The 20,476-nt window shown below is 42.0% G+C and carries 19 protein-coding genes; 12 read left to right on the top strand and 7 right to left on the bottom strand.

What is annotated here, in order from left to right:
- Nucleotides 1-646: 646 nt before the first annotated feature.
- Nucleotides 647-1,828 carry an MFS transporter TsgA gene (tsgA, locus tag L2748_RS17625; protein WP_220782864.1) on the top strand — a complete coding sequence of 394 codons (1,182 nt, stop codon included), beginning with the start codon at nucleotides 647-649 and terminating at the stop codon, nucleotides 1,826-1,828.
- Between the two features lie 278 nt (nucleotides 1,829-2,106).
- Here the strand turns inward: tsgA and L2748_RS17630 are convergent, their stop codons facing one another.
- Entirely contained in the window at nucleotides 2,107-3,639 is a 1,533-nt protein-coding gene (locus L2748_RS17630; RefSeq protein ID WP_220782865.1) for an Ig-like domain-containing protein, read from the bottom strand.
- Between the two features lie 197 nt (nucleotides 3,640-3,836).
- On the opposite strand from L2748_RS17630, the gene L2748_RS17635 reads away from it, so the two are divergent.
- Nucleotides 3,837-4,370, top strand: coding sequence for a MarR family winged helix-turn-helix transcriptional regulator (locus L2748_RS17635; RefSeq protein WP_220782866.1), 534 nt, complete (start codon nucleotides 3,837-3,839; stop codon nucleotides 4,368-4,370).
- Nucleotides 4,371-4,463: 93 nt separating this feature from the next.
- On the opposite strand, the gene L2748_RS17640 is transcribed toward L2748_RS17635, so the two are convergent.
- On the bottom strand, nucleotides 4,464-5,822 hold the full coding sequence (locus tag L2748_RS17640) for an MATE family efflux transporter (RefSeq protein ID WP_220782867.1): 1,359 nt from the start codon (nucleotides 5,820-5,822) through the stop codon (nucleotides 4,464-4,466).
- A gap of 35 nt (nucleotides 5,823-5,857) precedes the next feature.
- Between L2748_RS17640 and L2748_RS17645 the strand changes: the two genes are divergently transcribed.
- Nucleotides 5,858-6,472 carry a riboflavin synthase subunit alpha gene (locus L2748_RS17645; protein ID WP_220782868.1) on the top strand — a complete coding sequence of 205 codons (615 nt, stop codon included), beginning with the start codon at nucleotides 5,858-5,860 and terminating at the stop codon, nucleotides 6,470-6,472.
- A gap of 73 nt (nucleotides 6,473-6,545) precedes the next feature.
- Here L2748_RS17645 and L2748_RS17650 read toward each other — a convergent pair whose 3' ends face one another.
- Nucleotides 6,546-6,746 (bottom strand): CPXCG motif-containing cysteine-rich protein, encoded by a 201-nt coding sequence (locus tag L2748_RS17650; protein WP_220782869.1) that lies wholly within the window; start codon nucleotides 6,744-6,746, stop codon nucleotides 6,546-6,548.
- 2 nt (nucleotides 6,747-6,748) lie between these two features.
- Nucleotides 6,749-7,486 carry a pteridine reductase gene (locus L2748_RS17655; protein ID WP_220782870.1) on the bottom strand — a complete coding sequence of 246 codons (738 nt, stop codon included), beginning with the start codon at nucleotides 7,484-7,486 and terminating at the stop codon, nucleotides 6,749-6,751.
- A gap of 552 nt (nucleotides 7,487-8,038) precedes the next feature.
- On the opposite strand from L2748_RS17655, the gene thrS reads away from it, so the two are divergent.
- The 5 genes from thrS (at nucleotide 8,039) to L2748_RS17680 (ending at nucleotide 11,946) form a co-directional block, all read left to right on the top strand.
- A complete protein-coding gene (gene thrS / locus L2748_RS17660) occupies nucleotides 8,039-9,967 on the top strand; it encodes a threonine--tRNA ligase (RefSeq protein WP_220782871.1) in 1,929 nt (642 codons plus the stop codon).
- Between the two features lie 3 nt (nucleotides 9,968-9,970).
- Nucleotides 9,971-10,513, top strand: a complete 543-nt coding sequence (infC, locus tag L2748_RS17665) for a translation initiation factor IF-3 (protein ID WP_220764059.1) — start codon at nucleotides 9,971-9,973, stop codon at nucleotides 10,511-10,513.
- A gap of 87 nt (nucleotides 10,514-10,600) precedes the next feature.
- On the top strand, nucleotides 10,601-10,795 hold the full coding sequence (gene rpmI / locus L2748_RS17670; protein ID WP_012155497.1) for a 50S ribosomal protein L35: 195 nt from the start codon (nucleotides 10,601-10,603) through the stop codon (nucleotides 10,793-10,795).
- A gap of 18 nt (nucleotides 10,796-10,813) precedes the next feature.
- Nucleotides 10,814-11,173 carry a 50S ribosomal protein L20 gene (gene rplT, locus L2748_RS17675; RefSeq protein ID WP_012155496.1) on the top strand — a complete coding sequence of 120 codons (360 nt, stop codon included), beginning with the start codon at nucleotides 10,814-10,816 and terminating at the stop codon, nucleotides 11,171-11,173.
- 197 nt (nucleotides 11,174-11,370) lie between these two features.
- Nucleotides 11,371-11,946: a GNAT family N-acetyltransferase gene (locus tag L2748_RS17680; RefSeq protein ID WP_220782872.1), complete on the top strand. Its 576-nt coding sequence runs from the start codon at nucleotides 11,371-11,373 to the stop codon at nucleotides 11,944-11,946.
- A 146-nt stretch (nucleotides 11,947-12,092) separates the two neighbouring features.
- Here the strand turns inward: L2748_RS17680 and trxB are convergent, their stop codons facing one another.
- A complete protein-coding gene (trxB, locus tag L2748_RS17685) occupies nucleotides 12,093-13,043 on the bottom strand; it encodes a thioredoxin-disulfide reductase (RefSeq protein WP_220782873.1) in 951 nt (316 codons plus the stop codon).
- A 290-nt stretch (nucleotides 13,044-13,333) separates the two neighbouring features.
- On the opposite strand from trxB, the gene L2748_RS17690 reads away from it, so the two are divergent.
- The 3 genes from L2748_RS17690 to L2748_RS17700 are packed head-to-tail and all read left to right on the top strand — an operon-like array spanning nucleotide 13,334 to nucleotide 15,085.
- Entirely contained in the window at nucleotides 13,334-14,461 is a 1,128-nt protein-coding gene (locus L2748_RS17690) for a M14 family metallopeptidase (RefSeq protein WP_220782874.1), read from the top strand.
- Between the two features lie 28 nt (nucleotides 14,462-14,489).
- A complete protein-coding gene (locus L2748_RS17695) occupies nucleotides 14,490-14,807 on the top strand; it encodes a zinc ribbon domain-containing protein (protein WP_220782875.1) in 318 nt (105 codons plus the stop codon).
- Nucleotides 14,804-15,085: a YeaC family protein gene (locus L2748_RS17700; protein WP_220782876.1), complete on the top strand. Its 282-nt coding sequence runs from the start codon at nucleotides 14,804-14,806 to the stop codon at nucleotides 15,083-15,085. Before L2748_RS17695 ends, L2748_RS17700 begins: the two co-directional genes overlap by 4 nt.
- A gap of 70 nt (nucleotides 15,086-15,155) precedes the next feature.
- Here the strand turns inward: L2748_RS17700 and ansA are convergent, their stop codons facing one another.
- Together ansA and sppA are read right to left on the bottom strand one after the other, a co-directional pair.
- Nucleotides 15,156-16,172 (bottom strand): asparaginase, encoded by a 1,017-nt coding sequence (gene ansA / locus L2748_RS17705; RefSeq protein ID WP_220782877.1) that lies wholly within the window; start codon nucleotides 16,170-16,172, stop codon nucleotides 15,156-15,158.
- 247 nt (nucleotides 16,173-16,419) lie between these two features.
- Nucleotides 16,420-18,261, bottom strand: a complete 1,842-nt coding sequence (gene sppA, locus L2748_RS17710; protein WP_220782302.1) for a signal peptide peptidase SppA — start codon at nucleotides 18,259-18,261, stop codon at nucleotides 16,420-16,422.
- A gap of 155 nt (nucleotides 18,262-18,416) precedes the next feature.
- Between sppA and L2748_RS17715 the strand changes: the two genes are divergently transcribed.
- A complete protein-coding gene (locus tag L2748_RS17715; protein ID WP_220782303.1) occupies nucleotides 18,417-20,432 on the top strand; it encodes an NADPH-dependent 2,4-dienoyl-CoA reductase in 2,016 nt (671 codons plus the stop codon).
- Nucleotides 20,433-20,476: the final 44 nt, after the last annotated feature.

The following is a 20,476-nucleotide window of genomic DNA, read 5'->3' on the forward strand; positions in this document are numbered from 1 at the left end:
GGCGGGGGATGGAGCAGTTTGGTAGCTCGTCGGACTCAACTTTTTATAAAAGATAGGTGAAGGTCGTTGCCAAGCTTTTATGAAAAGTAATTCAGCTCCCGCAACCAATTCTTTTATTAAAAGAATGATGTGATATGTAGGCCAGCGAAAGCTGGTTTTTTTGTGCCTAAAATTAGGCGCTCTCGTCATCTGTGTTTCATGGGCGGGGGATGGAGCAGTTTGGTAGCTCGTCGGACTCAACTTTTTATAAAAGATAGGTGAAGGTCGTTGCCAAGCTTTTATGAAAAGTAATCCAGATCCTGCAACCATTCCTTATTTAAAGAATGATGTGATATGTAGGCCAGCGAAAGCTGGTTTTACTAGTTTCTATATTAATTCAATTATGGGAATTAAAAAGTTGCAAAATAATTAGAGAAATCAAATTGCCTCTCCCTCTTTGTGTTAAATAGCAATCTTGTTGTAAGTGTTATTTGTTGCTTGGTTATTCGAGGGTTAATAATATGTAATGGGAGGCCTTTTTAAAATAATTGATATGGATATTTTTTAATTTAATTAATGTATCAATCTGTATCGTGCTAAAATAACTTAGTTTGAATCGACTTGTAGAGGTCGATTTTTTATTTATTTTAATGATACAGGGCTCGCTATGACCGACAGGAATCGCATCCTACTTACATGGATAAGCTTTTTATCCTATGCATTAACAGGATCTTTGATTATTGTTACCGGTATTGTGATGGGAGATATTGCTAAGTTTTTTAACTTACCAATATCTAGCATGAGTAACACTTTTACATTCTTAAATACTGGTGTATTAATTTCTATCTTCCTGAATGTATGGCTAATGGAAATTATTTCACTGAAAAAACAACTGATTTTTGGTTTTATTTTGATGGTACTGGCTGTACTGGGGTTAATGTTTGGCCACAACCTCGCAATTTTTTCTGGTGCTATGTTTGTTCTCGGTGTAGTGAGTGGTATTACAATGTCAATTGGTACATATTTAATTACTCGTCTATATCATGGTAAGCAACGTGGTTCACGACTGTTGTTTACCGATTCATTTTTCAGTATGGCAGGCATGATATTTCCGCTAATTTCGGCCACATTTCTAGCAAATAATATTGCTTGGTATTGGGTATATGTTGCTATTGGCATTATTTACGTTGCAATTTTTATACTGGCACTCATTTGTGAATTTCCTTTGTTGATTAAGTCTGACGAGAAGCAACAAGTGGGAAGAGAAAATTGGGGGGTAGGTATTCTATTTTTAGCGATTGCTGCACTTTGTTATATCTTAGGGCAAATGGCTTTTATTTCGTGGATGCCTGAATATGCAATTAAATCTTTGGGTATGAGTTTAAGTGAAGCCAGTAAGTTACTGAGTTATTTTTGGGGTGCATACATGCTTGGTATGTGGGGATTTAGTGTGATAATGAAGCGATTTGATATTCAATATTTTGTATTGGCGCTTTCTGCTTTAGCCACAGGTCTAATGTTCTGGTTCAATATGGATAAAAATACAGAACACTTACTTACCATTATTTCAGTATTAGGTTTCTTTAGTAGCGCTATTTATACGACTATTATTACGCTTGCATCACAGCAGACTAAAATTGCGTCGCCTCGTATTGTTAGTTTTATTTTATTCTGTGGCAGTATCGGCACTATGTTGACTTTTGTTGTTACCAGCCCAATCGTAGAGAATTATGGTGCCCATGCAGCATTGCTGACAGGTAATGGTCTATACGGAGTGGTCTTTATAATGTGTTTATTAGTTAGCTTTGTAACTAAACACCGTATTCATGGCCATTCATCGTGCCATTAACCCTAGTTAACTAGTAGGATTATCTCCCATGCATCTAAGTTTATTAATTCTAAATTTACTTAGATTTTAAACAAGACGGGAGAAAAATTTATTTTTTAACCTGCGTTATGTAAGATTTAAGGTAGACTTAGAAGAGTTAGTTTAATTCAATGATTAAAAGAGCTAAGTTACTAACCTTAGCTCTTTAATTACTTGACCTGTTAACCCTCTTTTTAACTATGCTAGATTTTCAAGTTATCTTTACTAGTTGAATAGCTAACCGGGTCAATTGATTTAGTTTAGTTATGCATAACCTTAATTGTTGCAGCCAATTCATCATAGTTATCATGACAACTGCCACAGCTATCTTTTGCTATGTTCCAAGGCTGAACATATTGACGATCTTCTGAGAAGTTCTCAGGACTATCTGAGGTAAACTCAAGGTTTATCTTAAAGAAGTGATTACTCTTAGGCATATGGCAGGTCGTACACTTTGCCTTCGCTTCATGCGCCTCTAAACCTGATATAAAAGTCTTCTCTCCATGGCAATCTATACAATTCTTGACCATTGCATCTTCATGCCCAGGTTGATCTTCATTCGCTTTTGAACGGTGCGGGTTGTGGCAAGTATGGCATGCCATTTCACGCTTCTTACCTGTTGCAACTCCAGTATTCGCATCTAAGCCAAGCATTTGATCGCCTGCCAGTCTTCCTCCATCGAAGTAGGGAATTGAGCGACCACCAATAGTATCTCCACCAAAGTCTGCGTTATGCTCACTGACAAAATCAGGATAGTGACGATTTGTTTTCTTGGAATGACACTCTGAACAAGTGATTGCAAGACCGTAACCCATGTCATCTTTTGTTAAATCAGCTCTAGAGCGTCCTTGGGCAACACGGGAAATATGCTCAGAAGATTGTGTTTTAATGTGAATACTGCCGGCGCCGTGACAAGCTTCACACTGGATCCCCGCTTGATTGAATGTCCCTGCAAACCCTTTTAGATTATCTTGGCGATGTGGGTTCAGATCAGAGTCTGCGGTGTAATCTTTCCAGCCTGTTGAATGGCATAGACCGCAATTAAACAACTGCGAATCGGGTGCTGCATCTGGCTGGTAACCTTGTATATGATTGATGCTGATATCATCACCATTTTGTGGCATTGAAACTGCGACACCTTTACCCGCCAAAATATACCCGTCTTTATCTAAAAAGTTTGCCCATGTATCGTAACCGCCAATAACATAGCTAATATCTTCCCAGCTGTTTGGTGTGCCTAAGCTATTGGTCGCGTCAAACATAAGTTCGACAGCACCATCGATATTACTGAAAGGATACTCTGGCGCTTTTCCATCGATGACTTTATTAAGTTTAAAGTTATGTCCTGTTTCAAAGAAGGTGTCTTTATCACTATGACAGCTAACACAGGTTTTTGAACCGACAAAATCTGCGGTTGCCTGCATCGGATCGACTACAGTAATAGTTAATGAACCGATCGCTTCTGCGCCTTTGGTGTCTGAAATTGTATAGCTTATAAGTGTGGTGCCAGTTGCTTCAGGTATAAACAATAACTTATTGTCCTGAACACTTGCAGAACCCGCACCTTCAGAAATAGAAAAATCCGTTAATGTTAATTCTTCTCCCTCTGGATCAGAATCGTTTTCTAAGACATCTATGCGCTCATTTGTGCCTAAATATACGGTCGCTTGATCGGCAATAGCGATTGGTGGTTGATTTTCACTTGTTGGCGGCGTAGATGAGTCATTGCCACCACATCCAGATAATGCAATGGCGATTAATAGCGTCAATCTGCCTATGTTGAAGGTTTTCATATCATCATTCTCTTGTCGTATTACCCCTCTCTTTGGAGGAGATGATTAATACCATGGCTCCATAAAAGCAGTAGGTTACTGAAATTATGTGGCTTGGTTTTGTTTGTAACTTATCTTTCTGGAAAGATACTAGGTGGATTAAATCTTTCTAGCAAGGTATATTGAGTGGTCTTTTTATATAATTAGAGGTAGATCAGATGAACAAGGGTATGGAAGATGTTCTGCAGTTAAATAAAGATAACTGGCCAGAATGCGCAGAAACTTCATTTCCAGCCTTATTACGTCTGACTCAGGTTAACAATATCTTCATTCAAATTATAAAAGATTGTGTTGAATCCTATGGGCTGCAGAGCGCTGACTTTAATTTACTTACTTGCTTACGCCGTAATCCTACTCCCCATGTTTTATCGCCAACAGAGCTTTATCAAAGTATGTTATTTAGCTCTGGAGGGTTAACTAAAGTATTAAATCGACTACAGAAAATGGAGTTAATTGAACGTTTAGACAACCCAGAAGATAAGCGCAGTAAACTGGTTAAGTTATCAAGTACAGGTAAAGCATTAGTTGAAGAGATCATGCCTGTTTTGCATAAGCAGGAAAAACGGATGGTCGAAGCGATTACATCAGAAGAACTCGTCGTTCTAGATCAGATAATGCAGCGTATTACCTCAAGTATGGACAGGGATGGGCAGCGCTTTTTGCGTTGTATTCGCTTTTCAGGAACCGACTAGTTTTCAGCAACGTTATATAAGGTATTAATCAACAGCTAGAAAATAAAAAGGCTAACTCAAAAGAGTTAGCCTTTGTTGTTTTGTATCTCCGGACTAAATAGCCGAGTGCACTACACCTTGTTTCTGAATATAGCGTAGTCGTGCTGCAAACATGATTGCAGCAGCGGTTAGACCGGCAATTAAGCCAATCCAGAATCCTTGGGCGCCCATATGCGGCACAATAATATCGGTACGGGCTAAGGTATAACCTAAGGTCATGCCGATCCCCCAGTATGCAACCAGCGTAATGTAGAATGCACTACGGGTATCTTTATAACCACGCAGCGCACCTGCGGTAACCACTTGTATAGAATCTGACAGTTGATAGATGGCAGCGAAAAACATCAAGCTGCCCGCTAATGAGATTACCTCAGGATTATCGTTATAAAGCAATGCAATTTCATGTCTAAATAGAATCGTGATCACTGCCGTACAAGCCGCCAATGAAAATGAAATCATCAGTGCTAACTTTGTCACTAAGGCTGCAATTTCTGGTTTATCTTGGCCTAAGTAATATCCAACGCGAATTGAAACCGCGATTCCCAAAGATAGCGGTATCATAAAAACAATTGATGAAAAGTTAAGTGCAATTTGATGGCCTGCAACAACAATCGCACCTAATGGCGCTAAAAGGAGTGCAATGATTGCAAATAAACTCACTTCAAAAAATAGCGCCATAGCTATGGGAAAGCCATGTTTTGTCATATCCAGCATGACTTTTACATCAGGCATATGAAAAGATTTGAAAGGAGCTAGCTCTTTAAACTTTTTATGCAGCTGCATGTAGATAACCATGGCAATTAGCATTGCCCAGAATACTAGCGCAGTCGCTACACCACAGCCTGCACCACCCATTGCAGGCATACCGAAGTGACCATAAATAAAGATATAGTTAGCTGGAATGTTGACGGCTAGACCAACAAATCCAATCACCATAGTCGGTAGCGTGTAAGATATGCCTTCGCTACAGCCTCTAAGTACCTGATATAGCACAAATGCAGGTACGCCCCACATAAAGCCATTTAGGTAACCGACACCCAAGCTCGCCATTTCAGGCTCAAGATCCATCATGGTGAAAATATTCTCTGCAAATGAGAGGATAAGCACCACAATAACACTGCCAATTATGGCAATATAACCAGCTTGGTAGGCTAATGGCTGAATTGCTTTTTGGTTATCCGCACCATGATGATGTGCAAACACAGGAGTAAAGGCCATTAATAAGCCTTGAACAAATAATAGTGCAGGTAGCCAAAGACTGGCGCTAATAGCAACAGCAGCCATATCAACGGCACTAACTCTACCTGCCATTACGGTATCGATAAAACCCATCATTGTTTGGGTAACTTGGGCAATTAGCACGGGTAATGCCAATTGGACTAAGCGTTTGGCTTGAAAGCCAGAATGGTTCATGGGTACAGCCCTTAATATACTAACGAGAGAGAATAATGTTTACAGGTATAGTTCAAGCAACGTGCGAAGTGTTGGCGATTGATAAAAAATCAGGATTAGATACGCTACAAATCGCTATTGGGCCGGATTTGCGCGAGGGACTTTCACTAGGGGCAAGTGTCGCAAATAACGGTGTATGTTTAACAGTCACAAGAATTGACGATGATAGGGTGTTTTTCGATGTAATGGAAGAGACCCTTAGGCTAACTAACCTATCTAAACTGAGAGTTGGATCACAGGTTAACATCGAACGTTCATTAACCTTTGGTAGTGAGATTGGTGGACACATTTTATCTGGTCACGTTCACACCCAAGCTGAAGTCGATTTAGTCAGTGTCACCGACGAGCATTATGACATTCGCTTAACTGTTGAACCGAAATGGATGAACTACATTTTGTATAAAGGCTTTGTTGGTGTAAACGGCTGTAGCTTAACGGTAGGTGAGGTGACTGAGACGAGCTTTATGCTGCACTTAATCCCGGAAACGTTAAAGCTGACCAATCTTGATAGTTATATAAAAGGTGACTCGATAAATATCGAGATTGATAGCCAAACTCAAGCTATTGTAGACACAGTTGAACGAGTGCTCGCTAAGCGATTTGCAAGTTAAGTCTATTAAGCTGTTTTTATATTTAAACCGGCATGCCTAGACCTACTCGCTACAAAACTAAAGAGCAGATCGATTAGTAGATCTGCTCATCGTCTGAATCAATAAAAAACTCGATCTTATGTTGCGCTTCATCCATATGTAATCGCATATGAATTGGGTTACAACATACCCGACAATCTTCATAGTAATCTTGGTCACCGCAAGTCGCATCAATATTAATGTGCTGATGGTGGCCGCAATGGGGACAGCTAATACTCTTGTTAATAAATCGCATCGTTACGCTCCTGTAAAGCCGACTGCGCTTCGTCCTCCATCCACAGCTATTACTTGGCCAGAGATATAAGGAGCGCTGACAAGGTGTGATACAAGCTTAGCGATATCTTCTGGGTGGCCAAGCTTAGCTAACGGTATTGCACTTAATACAGCTTGTTGCGATTGTAGATCTGATTGCTCCGGCCATAAGATTGCCCCCGGCGATACACCATTAACACGTACATTAGGTGCTAACTCTTGAGCCAATGACAAGGTAGCCATTTCAAGTGCAGCCTTTGATATAGAGTATAGCCCATGATCTTTAAGTGGGCGTCTGCCATGTATGTCGAGTAAGTTAATGACGCAGCCATGATGCTCGCTAAGTAGAGGGTGTACAGCTTGGGCAAGCAAATAAGGCGTAACGAGGTTAGTTGCTAGTATTTGCTGTGCTTCTAAGAAAGAGCTTTGTCCTAAAGGTGTCGGATAAAAGCTAGAAGCATTATTGACGAGTACCGATAATGGTAGCTTTGCTTCGATTATTTGAGTCAGTAACGCATTGACTGTGTCTGATTGAGCCAAATCAGCCTGCATTGTTATTGCTGAGCCAATGCGCTTGCCGTTTAGTTTGCTCGCTAATGTTTCAGCCTCAGTGGCTGACTGACCGTAGTGAATAATAATATTGAAACCATCATTATGCAGCTGCGTTGCAATGGTTCGGCCTATTCGTTTGGCTGCACCGGTGATTAAAGCCCAAGTTGTCATATTCCATCCGTGTTGTGATTAATAGAAAGCAGCCTCTAAATCCATCCCAAAGACCTGCGACGATTTGTCGACAAGTATCATATCTAGCTTGAGCACCTTATTGAAGAGGTTCTTTCAATATGCGCGTAAAGCTGTTGCTTTAGGTACATCAACAGTTTGAGAGGAAGCCATAGTAAGAAAAAAGGTTTGTGCAGTTATCTAAAGCTAAATGAATGCTAGCAAATGTCGGCAATAACCCTACTTGTTAGTATTTATGTTTACAGCATCACAAGCTTTGAAATTGATTGCTTTGGAAGTAACTGATAAGCCATATAGATGATTTATAACTATCTAATTGTTTTCATAAAGCTTAATCGTCATATTTTAGAGTGTTTCAGCTTAAAATTTTATTAAAAGCAGCGCTTGCATCCTACAGTCTCTATCACTTAGAATTGACGGCTTGCGCGCTGGATACCGCAGACTACTGTAAGGTCTAGTCCCAGTGGCGTAACCACACTTAATTTTAAAACCAAGTGGCCCTACGTGGGGGTCACCACTGGAAAAGGAAAAATCATGCCTGTTATTACACTTCCTGACGGAAGCAAACGCGAGTTTGCTCACTCTGTTTCTACTTTAGATGTTGCTGCTGACATTGGTCCTGGTCTGGCTAAAGCGTGTATCGCTGGTCGCGTGAACGGTGAACTAAAAGACGCATGTGACTTGATTGAAACTGATTCAGATCTTTCAATCATCACCGCTAAAGATGAAGAGGGTGTTGAGATTCTTCGTCACTCTTGTGCTCACTTGCTAGGTCATGCGATCAAGCAACTGTTCCCAGAAACCAAAATGGCTATTGGCCCAGTTATCGATAATGGTTTCTACTATGACATCGACTTAGACCATAAGTTGACTCAGGAAGATATCGATGCGCTAGAAAAGCGTATGGCTGAACTTGCTAAAACTAACTATGCGGTTGATAAGCGTGTTGTTAGCTGGCAAGAAGCGCGTGATACATTTGAATCTCGCGGTGAAGTTTACAAAATGGCGATTTTGGATGAGAACATTCCAAAAGACTCTACGCCAGCACTTTATCACCATGAAGAATACATCGACATGTGTCGTGGTCCACACGTACCAAACATGAAGTTCTGTCAGAACTTTAAGTTGATGAGTGTAGCTGGCGCCTACTGGCGCGGTAACTCTGACAATAAGATGTTACAACGTGTATACGGCACAGCTTGGGCTGATAAGAAAGCGCTTAAAGTTCACCTTAACCGTCTTGAAGAAGCGGCTAAGCGTGACCACCGTAAAATTGGTAAGCAGTTAGATCTTTACCATATGCAAGAAGAAGCACCAGGTATGGTGTTCTGGCATAACGATGGTTGGAGTCTGTTCTTAGAGCTTGAGAAGTTTATTCGTCAAAAGCTAGGTCAGTACACTTACCAAGAAGTAAAAGGCCCATTAATGATGGACCGTGTACTTTGGGAACGTAGTGGTCACTGGGACAAGTATTCAGAAGCGATGTTTACAACTAGCTCTGAAAACCGTGAATACGCAGTTAAGCCAATGAACTGTCCAGGTCACGTACAGATCTTTAACCAAGGTCTTAAGTCTTACCGAGACTTGCCATTACGTATGGCTGAGTTTGGTTGTTGTCACCGTAATGAGCCATCAGGTTCACTACACGGCCTAATGCGTGTACGTGGTTTCACTCAAGATGACGCGCATATCTTCTGTACAGAAGAGCAAGTGCAGCAGGAAGTGAGCGCATGTATCAAGATGGTTTACGATACATACGAAACATTCGGCTTTAGCAATATCGTTGTTAAGCTATCTACACGTCCAGAAAAGCGTATCGGTGATGACGATATGTGGGATCGTGCAGAGGAAGCGCTTAAGCAAGCATTGACTGCTAATGATATTGAATTTGAAATTTTACCGGGCGAAGGCGCGTTCTACGGCCCTAAAATTGAATTTACATTGCATGATTGTCTAGACAGAGCGTGGCAATGTGGTACAGTGCAGCTCGATTACGCGTTACCTGGTCGTTTAGGTGCAACTTATGTTGCTGAAGATAACAGTCGTCAAACACCTGTTATGATCCACCGTGCGATTTTAGGTTCATTAGAGCGCTTCTTGGGTATTCTAATTGAAGAGTACGCAGGCAAATTCCCAGCTTGGTTATCACCAGTTCAAGTTGTTGTAATGAATATTACCGACAAACAGTCGGATTATGTCGATAATGTCGTCAATTTATTCAAAGAACATGGAATTCGTGCAACTAAAGACTTGAGGAATGAGAAGATAGGCTTTAAAATACGCGAACATACCTTAAGGCGTGTGCCTTATCTGTTGGTCGTAGGTGATCAAGAGATGGAAAATAAGGAAGTAGCGGTGCGTACCCGTGAAGGCGTTGACTTAGGTAAAATGCAAATCGAAGAATTTGCTACTAAGCTCAAGAACCAGATTTCGCTCCGTAGTCTCAATTTGTTGGAGGATTAGGTCATAAAGATCAAAAAAACAGCAGGGCGCCAGGCGGCCCCGAACAGAATCAACGAGCTCATCGTTGGTGTATCTGAAGTCCGTCTAAACGGTTTAGATGGTGAGCAGTTAGGCATCTTAACTATTAAAGAAGCACAAGAAGTTGCTGATGAAGCCGGTGTGGATTTAGTAGAAATTAGCCCTAATGCTGAGCCGCCAGTTTGTCGTGTTATGGACTACGGTAAGTTCCTTTTTGACAAAGCAAAAGCTCAAAAAGAACAAAAGAAGAAGCAGAAAATTGTACAGGTGAAGGAAATTAAATTCCGTCCCGGTACAGACGAAAACGACTACCAGGTAAAACTACGCAACCTGACTCGTTTTCTAGAAGACGGCGACAAAGCGAAAGTAACGCTGCGTTTCCGTGGTCGTGAGATGGCTCACCAAAGTTTAGGTATGGATCTTTTGAACCGTATCAAAGCTGATTTGGAAGTCATAGCAGTAGTGGAGTCTTTCCCGAAAATGGAAGGTCGCCAAGCTGTTATGGTTCTTGCGCCGAAAAAGAAATAGTAAGGCAACCTTAAAAGTAGTAGGGGCCTCTTGAGGTTTCCTACTCGCCTTGCGTTTTATTAATTGTCCCAATGCGGAGTTTTAGCAATGCCTAAAATGAAAACAGACAAGGGTGTACAAAAGCGTTTTAAGAAAACCGCTAACGGTTTTAAGCGCAAGCAAGCCCATTTACGTCATATTTTGACCAAGAAGAGCACTAAGCGTAAACGTCACTTACGTGCAAAATGTCAAGTAGCTAAGTCTGATGTGCCAGCAATCGCACGTCAACTACCATACGCTTAATTAAAGGAGCAATGAACAATGCCTAGAGTTAAGCGTGGTGTAACCGCTCGTGCTCGTCACAAGAAAGTACTTAAATTAGCTAAAGGTTATTATGGCGCTCGTAGCCGTACTTACCGTGTTGCTGTTCAAGCAGTAACTAAAGCTGGTCAATATGCTTACCGTGACCGTCGTCAAAAGAAACGTCAATTCCGTCAACTATGGATTGCACGTATCAATGCGGCATCTCGTCAAAATGGTCTGTCTTACAGCCGTTTCATTAATGGTTTGAAAAAAGCATCAATCGAAATCGACCGTAAGATCCTGGCTGACATCGCTGTTTTCGATAAAGTTGTATTTGCAACTTTAGTTGAAAAAGCAAAAGACGCTTTAGCTAAGTAATTAGTTTAGAATCTTTCGAAAAGGGAGCCTCAGGGCTCCCTTTTTTTATGGCTATAATTTGTGCTCTACTGATTGGCATAAATGTACGTAAAAACAATAAACAGCCACATATCATTATTTTTAGCCAATCAAATATAGACATTATTGCTATCATGGTAAGCCTAAACGCAATTAGATTGATTTGGAGCAGGCCTTAAATGACAACCTTGACCACATCTAGACTGACTATTTCACCTATGTCTTTAGGTGACAGCCAATTACAGTTCGAGTTAGATCAAGATCCTATGGTGATGAAGTACATCAATGGTGGACGTGCACTAAGTCTTGAAGAAATAGAAACGGTTTTCATGCCACGCTTTGCCGCTTATCGAAATTTAGAAAAGGGCTGGGGCTTATGGAAAGTGTTTCTCGAACAAAGCCAACTTAGCGGCAATAATTTTGTTCAAGCTGAACCTTATTTTGTTGGCTGGATCTTAATTAGACCTATGTACTTTTTCACTGATAAGCCTAGGTATAATGATCTAGAAATAGGTTGGCGCTTTAAACAATCAACCTGGGGTAAAGGGATTGCTACCGAGAGTGCGCAGAAGGTTATTGAACATCTACTAGAAACTCAGCCAGACATTGAATACTTTTCTGCTATTGCTGATAAACAAAATCACGCTTCTATTAATATTATGAAGAAGTTGGGTATGCGTTACCAAGGAAAACTTGAGCACCCAGATGTGGGTGATGATGTTGAAGTGGTTCTCTACGTTAAGTCTGTTGATTAACAGGATTAGCTAGGCTAAATGGGTTTTATTGGTTTTGTGGGAACGTCCACTATTCTTTGTAATGTTGAATGTCGCTTTCTAGCTTGAACTTCAGCATTAAAAAAAGCCAACTCATATAGTTGGCTTTTTCGAATCTACATCAAGAATTACTGAGCGTCTAAGAAGCGCTCTGCATCCAATGCAGCCATACAACCGGTACCAGCAGAGGTAATTGCTTGGCGGTAATGTTGATCCATTACGTCACCAGCAGCAAATACGCCTTTAATGCTCGTTTGAGTCGCATTGCCGTTTAAGCCGCTTTCTACTTTGATGTAGCCATTGTTCATTTCAAGCTGACCTTCAAACATAGAAGTGTTTGGCTTGTGACCAATAGCAATGAAAACACCAGCAACTTCTAGTTCGTTAATAGCGCCATCTTTGGTGCTCTTCATCTTAAGACCGGTTACACCCATTTGGTCGCCAACAACTTCATCAAGCGTGTTGTCTAAGTGAAGTACGATATTACCGTTCTCAACTTTATCCATAAGACGCTTAGTTAAGATTTTTTCACTGCGGAATGTATCACGGCGGTGAATAAGGTGAACTTCAGATGCAATGTTACTTAAGTAAAGCGCTTCTTCAACAGCTGTATTACCACCACCTATTACAGCAACCTTTTGGTTGCGGTAGAAGAAACCATCACAAGTAGCGCACGCTGAAACACCGCGACCTTTAAATGCTTCTTCTGACTCAAGACCTAAGTACATCGCTGAAGCGCCTGTAGAGATGATTAGCGAGTCACAAGTGAATTCACCATTGTCGCCTTTCAGTTGGAAAGGGCGCACATTAAGGTTCACTTCGTTGATGTGATCAAAAATGATCTCAGTTTCAAACTTTTCAGCGTGCTTTTGCATGCGCTCCATCAGTGCTGGACCTGTTAGGTCTTCAGCATCACCAGGCCAGTTTTCAACTTCAGTGGTCGTTGTTAGCTGGCCACCTTGCTGCATACCTGTGATCAAAACAGGCTTTAAATTTGCGCGCGCAGCGTAAACTGCTGCTGTGTAGCCTGCAGGGCCTGAGCCCAGAATAAGTAGTTCACAATGTCTAGCTTGGGTCATTAGTTTCTCCGTTCCTTAACGAATGCGGTACAGCAAGGGGAATTGCTTCCCTCTTGTTTTTACGAATTGCTGCGATTGTATGGAATTTCCGGAGGCTGGTAAAGCTCTGTCTTAGTGTTTAATCATGGCTGAAGTTAGCTTATGTAGTGATATTTGAGGGTTTTTGTTGGGTTTAAGCTGCTCCTTATCACATTTTGGTTTATTCTATACCGCAAAGAAAGACAGTTGGCTTGTTTGCAGTGTCAAACTTACAGAGTCATAACCTAAAGCTAAAAGAAAAAGGAAGTGTTATGCGCATTACCGCGAATTTTGATAGTGGCAATATTGAAGTTATCAACCTGGATAACAAAGATGATGTTCAGTTAGCGATCCGTCCTGATGAAGGTGGTGAGTTTTTTCAATGGTTTAACTTTAAGCTTGAAGGTGTTGTAGGTAATCAGTACACACTAAAAATTGTCAATGCTGACAAAGCATCATACACAAAAGGTTGGGAAGATTATCAAGCGGTAGCAACTTACGATAGGCAGACTTGGTTTAGACTACCGACTGAGTACAAAGATGGTCAGCTATCGATTCAAGTTGACCTCGATTGTGACGCGATTCAAATTGCCTACTTTGCCCCTTATAGCTACGAACGTCACCAAGATCTTCTAGCGGCTGTTCAAGTGCATCCGCAAGTAAGCCTTGAACATTTAGGGTTAACGCTAGATGGTCGTGACATGACCTTGGTTAAAATCGGTGACGGCGATGAAGATAAAGCCAACATCTGGATCTCTGCGCGTCAGCACCCAGGTGAAACCATGGCTGAGTGGTTAGTTGAAGGCTTGATGAATAACCTGCTTGATAGCGATTGCCCAACGGCGAAAGCGCTGCTTGATAAAGCGAACTTTTATATTGTACCGAACATGAATCCAGACGGCAGTGCCCGTGGACATTTACGTACTAATGCTGTCGGTACCAACCTTAACCGTGAGTGGAAAACACCTTCTTTAGAGAAGAGCCCAGAAGTTCTGTACGTGGTTAATAAGATGAAAGAAACCGGTGTGGATCTGTTTTACGATGTACACGGTGATGAAGGCTTGCCATACGTGTTCCTTGCCGGTTGTGAAGGTGTGCCTGCCTTTACTAAAGAAGATTCAGCGCGCCAACAAGCGTTTGTTGATGCTTTACTGATGGCGAGCCCAGATTTCCAAGATAAGTTTGGTTACGATAAAGATGAGCCAGGTCAAGCAAATCTAACCGTTGCTTCTAACTGGGTTGCTCATACATTTGGATGCCTTTCAAATACCCTTGAAATGCCATTTAAAGATAACGCCAATATGCCAGATCTAATGGCGGGTTGGTCACCTGAGCGTTGTATTTATCTAGGTGAAGCGTCATTGATTGCAATGAATGCAGTCGTTGATAAACTTAAATAAGTAATTAGGATCAGCTAAGAGGTAGCCAATGGCATTAGTTAATTGTCCTAGCTGTAATAAACGTATCTCAAGTATGGCTAAAGAGTGTAATCATTGTAGAGCAAGCATCACCGCGGACAATGAAAGCCTTAAAGTAATTAGTCATATTAAGCGTTCAAACCAGTTAATGAATCAGAGTTTTTTAGCGCTGACCCTGTTTATTGGTGGCGTAGTGGCTTGGTTTTGGGGCGGGGAGCCTGCCGAAGGAGCTCGCTCCTATGTGGCGATAGGTGCATTTTCTCTTGGTTTTGTAGGCTACTTAATCACACGGGTGCAAATTGTGCTGCATAAACGGAAAAAAGTATGACCGACATAAATAAAGTGATTGATGAAATGCCTGATGAGGTTTATCAGCGATTATTAAGTGGTGTTGAGCTTGGTAAGTGGGAAGATGGCACGGTATTAACGCCTGAGCAGCGTGCATCGACTCAACAAGTTGTGATGTTGTATCAGGCTAGACGTTTGCAGCAAACCGACCACTTTACGATTAATAGTCAAGGTCAGGTAAACGAGTTGTCTAAGTCAGAACTTAAAAAGCAGTTTAAAGGCGAATCGATTGCCGAGTTTAAAGAGCAAGAGCTTTAATCGTTAGATTCAGCTAAATATAAGAATGCCCAAGCCAAGTGCTTGGGCATTTTTTTGCTTTCTATTGACACTAATCGGTAGTTAATTCACCGGCAATTGAGGTTTTCATTGCGGCTCGAATCTCGTCTGGTGAAAGATCTGTAGACAGTAAATAGTGCAGCTTAGTCAACGCCGCTTCTGTTGTCATGTCGTAACCGCTGGTTACACCTGCCTCTGCAAGTGCATTCCCCGTCGCATAGCCATCCATATTGACTCGACCTTGCATGCATTGCGTTAGGTTGATCAGCACGATACCACGCTCTTGAGCATCTTTTAGTGTTTTGAGTAACTCAGGAGTTTGTGGTGCATTACCGACACCAAAAGTGAGCAAGATTAATGCCTTTACCGGTTGCTGTAGAATATTAGCGAAAATCTCGGTATTTATACCGGGGTAGAGAGTGACAACACCAATCGGCTGAGGACTAATCTTGGCAACTTTTAGCTCAACGTTTGGATCCCACTTGGCCCGTTTCCCCGCATGCCAACGAATTTTAATCCCCGCTTCTAAAAGCAGAGGGAAGTTTGGCGACGCAAAAGCATTAAAGCCATCGGCATGTGCTTTAGTGGTGCGATTACCACGAAACAGTTTGTTATTAAAGAATAAGCAAACTTCAGCAACAGGGTAGTTAGCTGCAATATAAAGGGCATTAAGTAGGTTGGTTTGACCATCAGACCTAAGCTGAGCAAGTGGGATTTGCGAACCCGTTACAATAACGGGCTTTTGCAACCCTTGTAACATAAAAGAAAGTGCCGCAGCGGTAAACGCCATGGTGTCAGTACCATGCAGAATCACAAAACCATCATATTGATCATATTTGGCTTTAATATCGTCGGCAATCATTTGCCAATCCGTGGGCTTCATGTTGGCAGAATCAATCAGTGGCGAATATTCGTGAATGACAAAGTTTGGCATTTCATCATGGTAAAACTCTGGCATAGCTTGCACGCAACCGGTTAGAAAGTTGGCAACAGGCGCAAAGCCATGATCGGTTTTTTGCATACCGATAGTACCGCCAGTGTAGGCTACATAGATTGAACGTTTTGTCATGTTTATTTGTCTTTTAGTTCTTAGGGATAGTTCTTAGGTAATAGCGCTTAGGCGTTCGTTGTTAGGTAAAACGCAATAGGCGGATTATATACCCAAAGGGCCTTCGGCGTCAGCGACAAAGCGTAATATTGCGAAGGATCTGCGATTGGTATGCATGAAACGATTGATTGGCGGAGGGCAATCACATTTTTATTGAAAATAAAAAGCCCAGTCGAAGACTGGGCTAAACGATTAATTAAATTATTAATTAGTAGTTACAAGCATCGCAGTATAAGTAAACACCGTTGGGGTCATCAAAAGATTTAAACTCGTCCACTACCGCAGACCACTGCATGATTAATGCGTCTACAGCCGTTGATTGACTCAATGTTTGCGGCATGTAGCTTGCGGCTGAAGCAAACATCTCTTGAACAAACAACTCTTGTGGTGTGAGCTCTCTTTCAATGACATCTGTATCATATTGCTCAAGAGAAGCCATTTGAGCAGCTTTAGTCACAGCATCTTGTAGCTCACCTAAGCCGTCCACCAAACCAAGCTCAAGCGCTTTACGGCCGGTCCATACTCGCCCTTGGGCGATATTATCGACTTGTTCTAACGTCATGTCGCGTTCATTGGCAACAAGAGAGATAAAGTCATGATAGCCACGCTCGATATGACGCTGAATAACGGCTTGTATTTGAGGTGTTAGACCTTTAGTGACTGAGAAACCGGCCCAGTCAGAAGTGCCTACACCATCAGTGTGAACGCCAATGCTGGCTAAAGAGTCTTCAAAGGTTGTAATCATGCCAAAAATACCTATTGAGCCTGTTAGCGTCGTTGGTGTAGCGTAAATATAGTCAGCACTTGCAGAAATCCAGTAACCGCCTGATGCTGCATAGCTACCCATACTCACTACAACCGGCTTATTGGCTGCTTTTAGTGCTAATACTTCCTGTCTAATTTGCTCCGATGCAAATGCGCTACCGCCTGGGCTATCAACTCGCAGAACAACGGCTTTAACCGAGTCGTCAAAACGTGCTTTCCTAAGAAGCTCAGAGGTGCTTTCACCGCCAATTTGGCCAGCAGGTTGCGAACCATTTAAGATGTTACCTTTAGCTACAACAATACCGACTTTGTCATTTAAGCTAAGAACAGGATGGGTTTGCGTTACAGACAGATAATTGTAAAAATCGACATGTTTATAAGATTCACCATCAGCGGATTTACCTACGGCATCAACCATAGCTAATCTGAACTCTTCAGCCGTTTTTAATCCGTCCACCCACTTCATGTTAACTGCCATCTCAGCAGTTTGACCGTTGGTTTTATCCAGTTCTGCGAGGTATTGCTCAGCGCTGAGTGAAAGACTGTTACTGTTTATACCGCGGTTTACTGCGACGGTATCAGCGTAGCTTTGCCATAAATCATTGAGTAATGTCAGATTTGCTTCTTTTGCTGCATCAGACATATCATCACGAATAAACGGCTCAACTGCAGACTTAAAGGTACCTACGCGGAAAACATGGGCATTGATCTTTAACTTCTCAAATGCTGATTTAAAGTAAAGGCGATAACGACTTAGCCCTTCAATTTGTACGCTACCCTGTGGGTTTAGATAGATTTTATCAGCAAAGCTAGCAAGGAAATATTGATTTTGACCATACCAGTCGCCATTGGCCACTACAGATTTACCAGAAGCTTTAAACGCTTCTAGTGCATCACCAATGGATTGCAATTTACTCATACCCGTGCCATTAAGTAGCGCTAAATCAAGCACAATCTGGCTAATTCTGTCGTCGGCTGTGGCGTTATTAATAACGCTAAGCACATCAGAGAGTAATATTTCTCCACTACCGTCGGCTTCACTACCACTATTCATTGCCGCTTCAATGGGGTCGACTTGACGCTTTTGATCAACAATCACGCCAGCTAGGTTTAAGACTAAAGCAGAACCATCTTCAACTTGAATGGTGTCATCACTCGCTAGACTTACAATGATAATGGCAATCAAACCAAAGAAAATAAGATTAAGAAAAAGCTTTCTTAAACCATTTATGGTGTTCCAGGTTAGTAGGAACATCCTTTTAAAAATTGAGGGTTTAGTGGGCATTAGCCACTCCTTTATCACTTAGATAGGATAATGCTAACTGAAATCTTAAAGGAAAGGAAAACACAATTGTAAATGAATCTATTCATTCACTTATTGAGCTTATTGTTTACACAGGGTATGCTGAATTAAATCACTTGTTTAAAAAGGATGTTTGAATGTCGTTTCCGCATTTATTAGAACCCTTAGATCTGGGGTTTACCCAGTTAAAAAACCGCGTATTGATGGGATCAATGCATACAGGTTTGGAAGAAGAAAAGGACGGTTTTGAGAAACTGGCAGCATTTTATAAAGAACGAGCGCTTGGTGGTGTAGGCCTTATTGTTACAGGTGGCATCTCACCAAATCTACGTGGTCGTTTAGCCCCTAATGCGTGTCAGCTAAGCTTTCCTTGGCAAGTAAAAAAGCATACTAAGGTTACCCAAGCTGTGCATGAAGCTGGCGGTAAAATATGCATGCAACTACTGCACGCCGGCCGCTACGGCTATCACCCTTTCTCAAGTGCACCGAGTAAGATCAAATCACCTATCACCCCATTTACCCCGTCAGCGATGTCCGCAAGACAAGTTAACGGCACAATTAAAGATTATGCAACCAGCGCCGCGCTGGCTAAGAAAGCCGGTTATGACGGTGTAGAGGTCATGGGCAGTGAAGGGTATCTGATTAACCAGTTTATCAGTTCGCGTACTAATAAACGTGATGACAAGTGGGGCGGAGAGTTTAAGAATCGCGCCCAATTCCCAATTGAAATCGTTAACAGTATCCGTGAAAAGGTCGGCAGTGATTTTATCATTATCTTTAGACTATCCATGCTTGATCTGGTTGATAACGGCTCAACTTGGGAAGAAGTGGTACAACTTGCTAAATGGTTAGAGCAAGCTGGTGTGACGATTATAAACACGGGCATAGGCTGGCACGAAGCGCGAGTGCCGACCATTTCAACCAGTGTGCCCCGCGGTGCATTTGCTTGGGTTACTGAGCGATTGAAGCAAGAAATGTCGATCCCGCTTATCGCCACCAATCGTATTAATACGCCTGAAATTGGTGAGCATATTATCGCATCAGGTCAGGCAGACATGGTGTCGATGGCGAGACCCTTCCTAGCCGACCCAGACTTTGTCAATAAAGCCGCCGCTAACACTCCAGAGCTTATCAATACCTGTATTGGTTGTAATCAAGCCTGTCTAGATCATACCTTTGCGCTAAAACGCGCGACTTGTTTGGTAAACCCTAGAGCATGTTACGAGACAGAGCTTAACTTTACACCAGCTAACACTAAAAAGCGTATTGCCGTAATGGGCGCGGGTCCTGCTGGTATGGCATTTTCTATTTATGCAGCGAGTCGCGGTCATGAGGTGGTGTTGTTTGAAGCTAAATCAGAAGTTGGTGGCCAGTTCAATTTGGCGCGTAAAATTCCGGGCAAAGAGGAATTTGATGAAACCATTCGCTATTTCCTTAATCAAATTAAGCTACACAAGGTCGAGTTACGATTAAATACTCGTCTAGATGCCAGCGTTGTGCGTGATGAGAAGTTTGATGAAATCGTCATGTCCAGTGGTGTAAAACCTAGAGCAATTGATTTGCCAGGCTTTGATAACCCTAAAGTCGTCGATTATCAAAATGTGCTCAATGGCGAAGTACAAATAGGTCAAAAGGTCGCGTTAATTGGTGCGGGCGGTATTGGTTTTGATATGGCGCATTATCTTTGTGAGTCAGAATCTTTGACACTTGATCTCGACCGTTGGCTAAAGCAATGGGGTATCGATAAAGAGTACAAAGAGGCAGGTGGCCTAACAGAGCCTTTGCCAGAAGAAAAGCATCGCCAAGTATACCTACTGCAACGTAAAACCACCAAAATAGGTAAAGGGCTAGGAAAAACCACAGGGTGGATCCATCGCTCAGTGCTGAAGCAACATCAAGTCATCACAAAAGTTGGTGTGAGTTACGATAAGTTTGATGAGCAAGGCCTACATATTAGCGTTGATGGACAAGCCGAAATTCTAGATGTTGATAATGTGATTTTATGTGCAGGGCAGGTATCTAATACTGAGCTTGTTGACGAAATGAAATCGACAGGGATCCCGGTTCACTTAATCGGTGGCGTTGATGTTGCCGCAGAACTTGATGCTAAGCGTGCCATTCGCCAAGGTGCTGAGCTTGCGATTGCACTTTAAAATTTAAACAACTGCTAAATGAAACCTGCTAGTGCTGTATGCAT

The sequence above is a fragment of the Shewanella sairae genome (genome assembly GCF_023283535.1).
Taxonomy (GTDB): Bacteria; Pseudomonadota; Gammaproteobacteria; order Enterobacterales; family Shewanellaceae; genus Shewanella; species Shewanella sairae.

What these genes read in the sequence shown, in the direction of transcription:
- tsgA (WP_220782864.1), top strand. Translation starts at nt 647, where the DNA reads ATGACCGACAGGAATCGCATCCTACTTACATGGATAAGCTTTTTATCC.
- L2748_RS17630 (WP_220782865.1), bottom strand. Translation starts at nt 3,639, where the DNA reads ATGAAAACCTTCAACATAGGCAGATTGACGCTATTAATCGCCATTGCA.
- L2748_RS17635 (WP_220782866.1), top strand. Translation starts at nt 3,837, where the DNA reads ATGAACAAGGGTATGGAAGATGTTCTGCAGTTAAATAAAGATAACTGG.
- L2748_RS17640 (WP_220782867.1), bottom strand. Translation starts at nt 5,822, where the DNA reads ATGAACCATTCTGGCTTTCAAGCCAAACGCTTAGTCCAATTGGCATTA.
- L2748_RS17645 (WP_220782868.1), top strand. Translation starts at nt 5,858, where the DNA reads ATGTTTACAGGTATAGTTCAAGCAACGTGCGAAGTGTTGGCGATTGAT.
- L2748_RS17650 (WP_220782869.1), bottom strand. Translation starts at nt 6,746, where the DNA reads ATGCGATTTATTAACAAGAGTATTAGCTGTCCCCATTGCGGCCACCAT.
- L2748_RS17655 (WP_220782870.1), bottom strand. Translation starts at nt 7,486, where the DNA reads ATGACAACTTGGGCTTTAATCACCGGTGCAGCCAAACGAATAGGCCGA.
- thrS (WP_220782871.1), top strand. Translation starts at nt 8,039, where the DNA reads ATGCCTGTTATTACACTTCCTGACGGAAGCAAACGCGAGTTTGCTCAC.
- rpmI (WP_012155497.1), top strand. Translation starts at nt 10,601, where the DNA reads ATGCCTAAAATGAAAACAGACAAGGGTGTACAAAAGCGTTTTAAGAAA.
- rplT (WP_012155496.1), top strand. Translation starts at nt 10,814, where the DNA reads ATGCCTAGAGTTAAGCGTGGTGTAACCGCTCGTGCTCGTCACAAGAAA.
- L2748_RS17680 (WP_220782872.1), top strand. Translation starts at nt 11,371, where the DNA reads ATGACAACCTTGACCACATCTAGACTGACTATTTCACCTATGTCTTTA.
- trxB (WP_220782873.1), bottom strand. Translation starts at nt 13,043, where the DNA reads ATGACCCAAGCTAGACATTGTGAACTACTTATTCTGGGCTCAGGCCCT.
- L2748_RS17690 (WP_220782874.1), top strand. Translation starts at nt 13,334, where the DNA reads ATGCGCATTACCGCGAATTTTGATAGTGGCAATATTGAAGTTATCAAC.
- L2748_RS17695 (WP_220782875.1), top strand. Translation starts at nt 14,490, where the DNA reads ATGGCATTAGTTAATTGTCCTAGCTGTAATAAACGTATCTCAAGTATG.
- L2748_RS17700 (WP_220782876.1), top strand. Translation starts at nt 14,804, where the DNA reads ATGACCGACATAAATAAAGTGATTGATGAAATGCCTGATGAGGTTTAT.
- ansA (WP_220782877.1), bottom strand. Translation starts at nt 16,172, where the DNA reads ATGACAAAACGTTCAATCTATGTAGCCTACACTGGCGGTACTATCGGT.
- sppA (WP_220782302.1), bottom strand. Translation starts at nt 18,261, where the DNA reads ATGCCCACTAAACCCTCAATTTTTAAAAGGATGTTCCTACTAACCTGG.
- L2748_RS17715 (WP_220782303.1), top strand. Translation starts at nt 18,417, where the DNA reads ATGTCGTTTCCGCATTTATTAGAACCCTTAGATCTGGGGTTTACCCAG.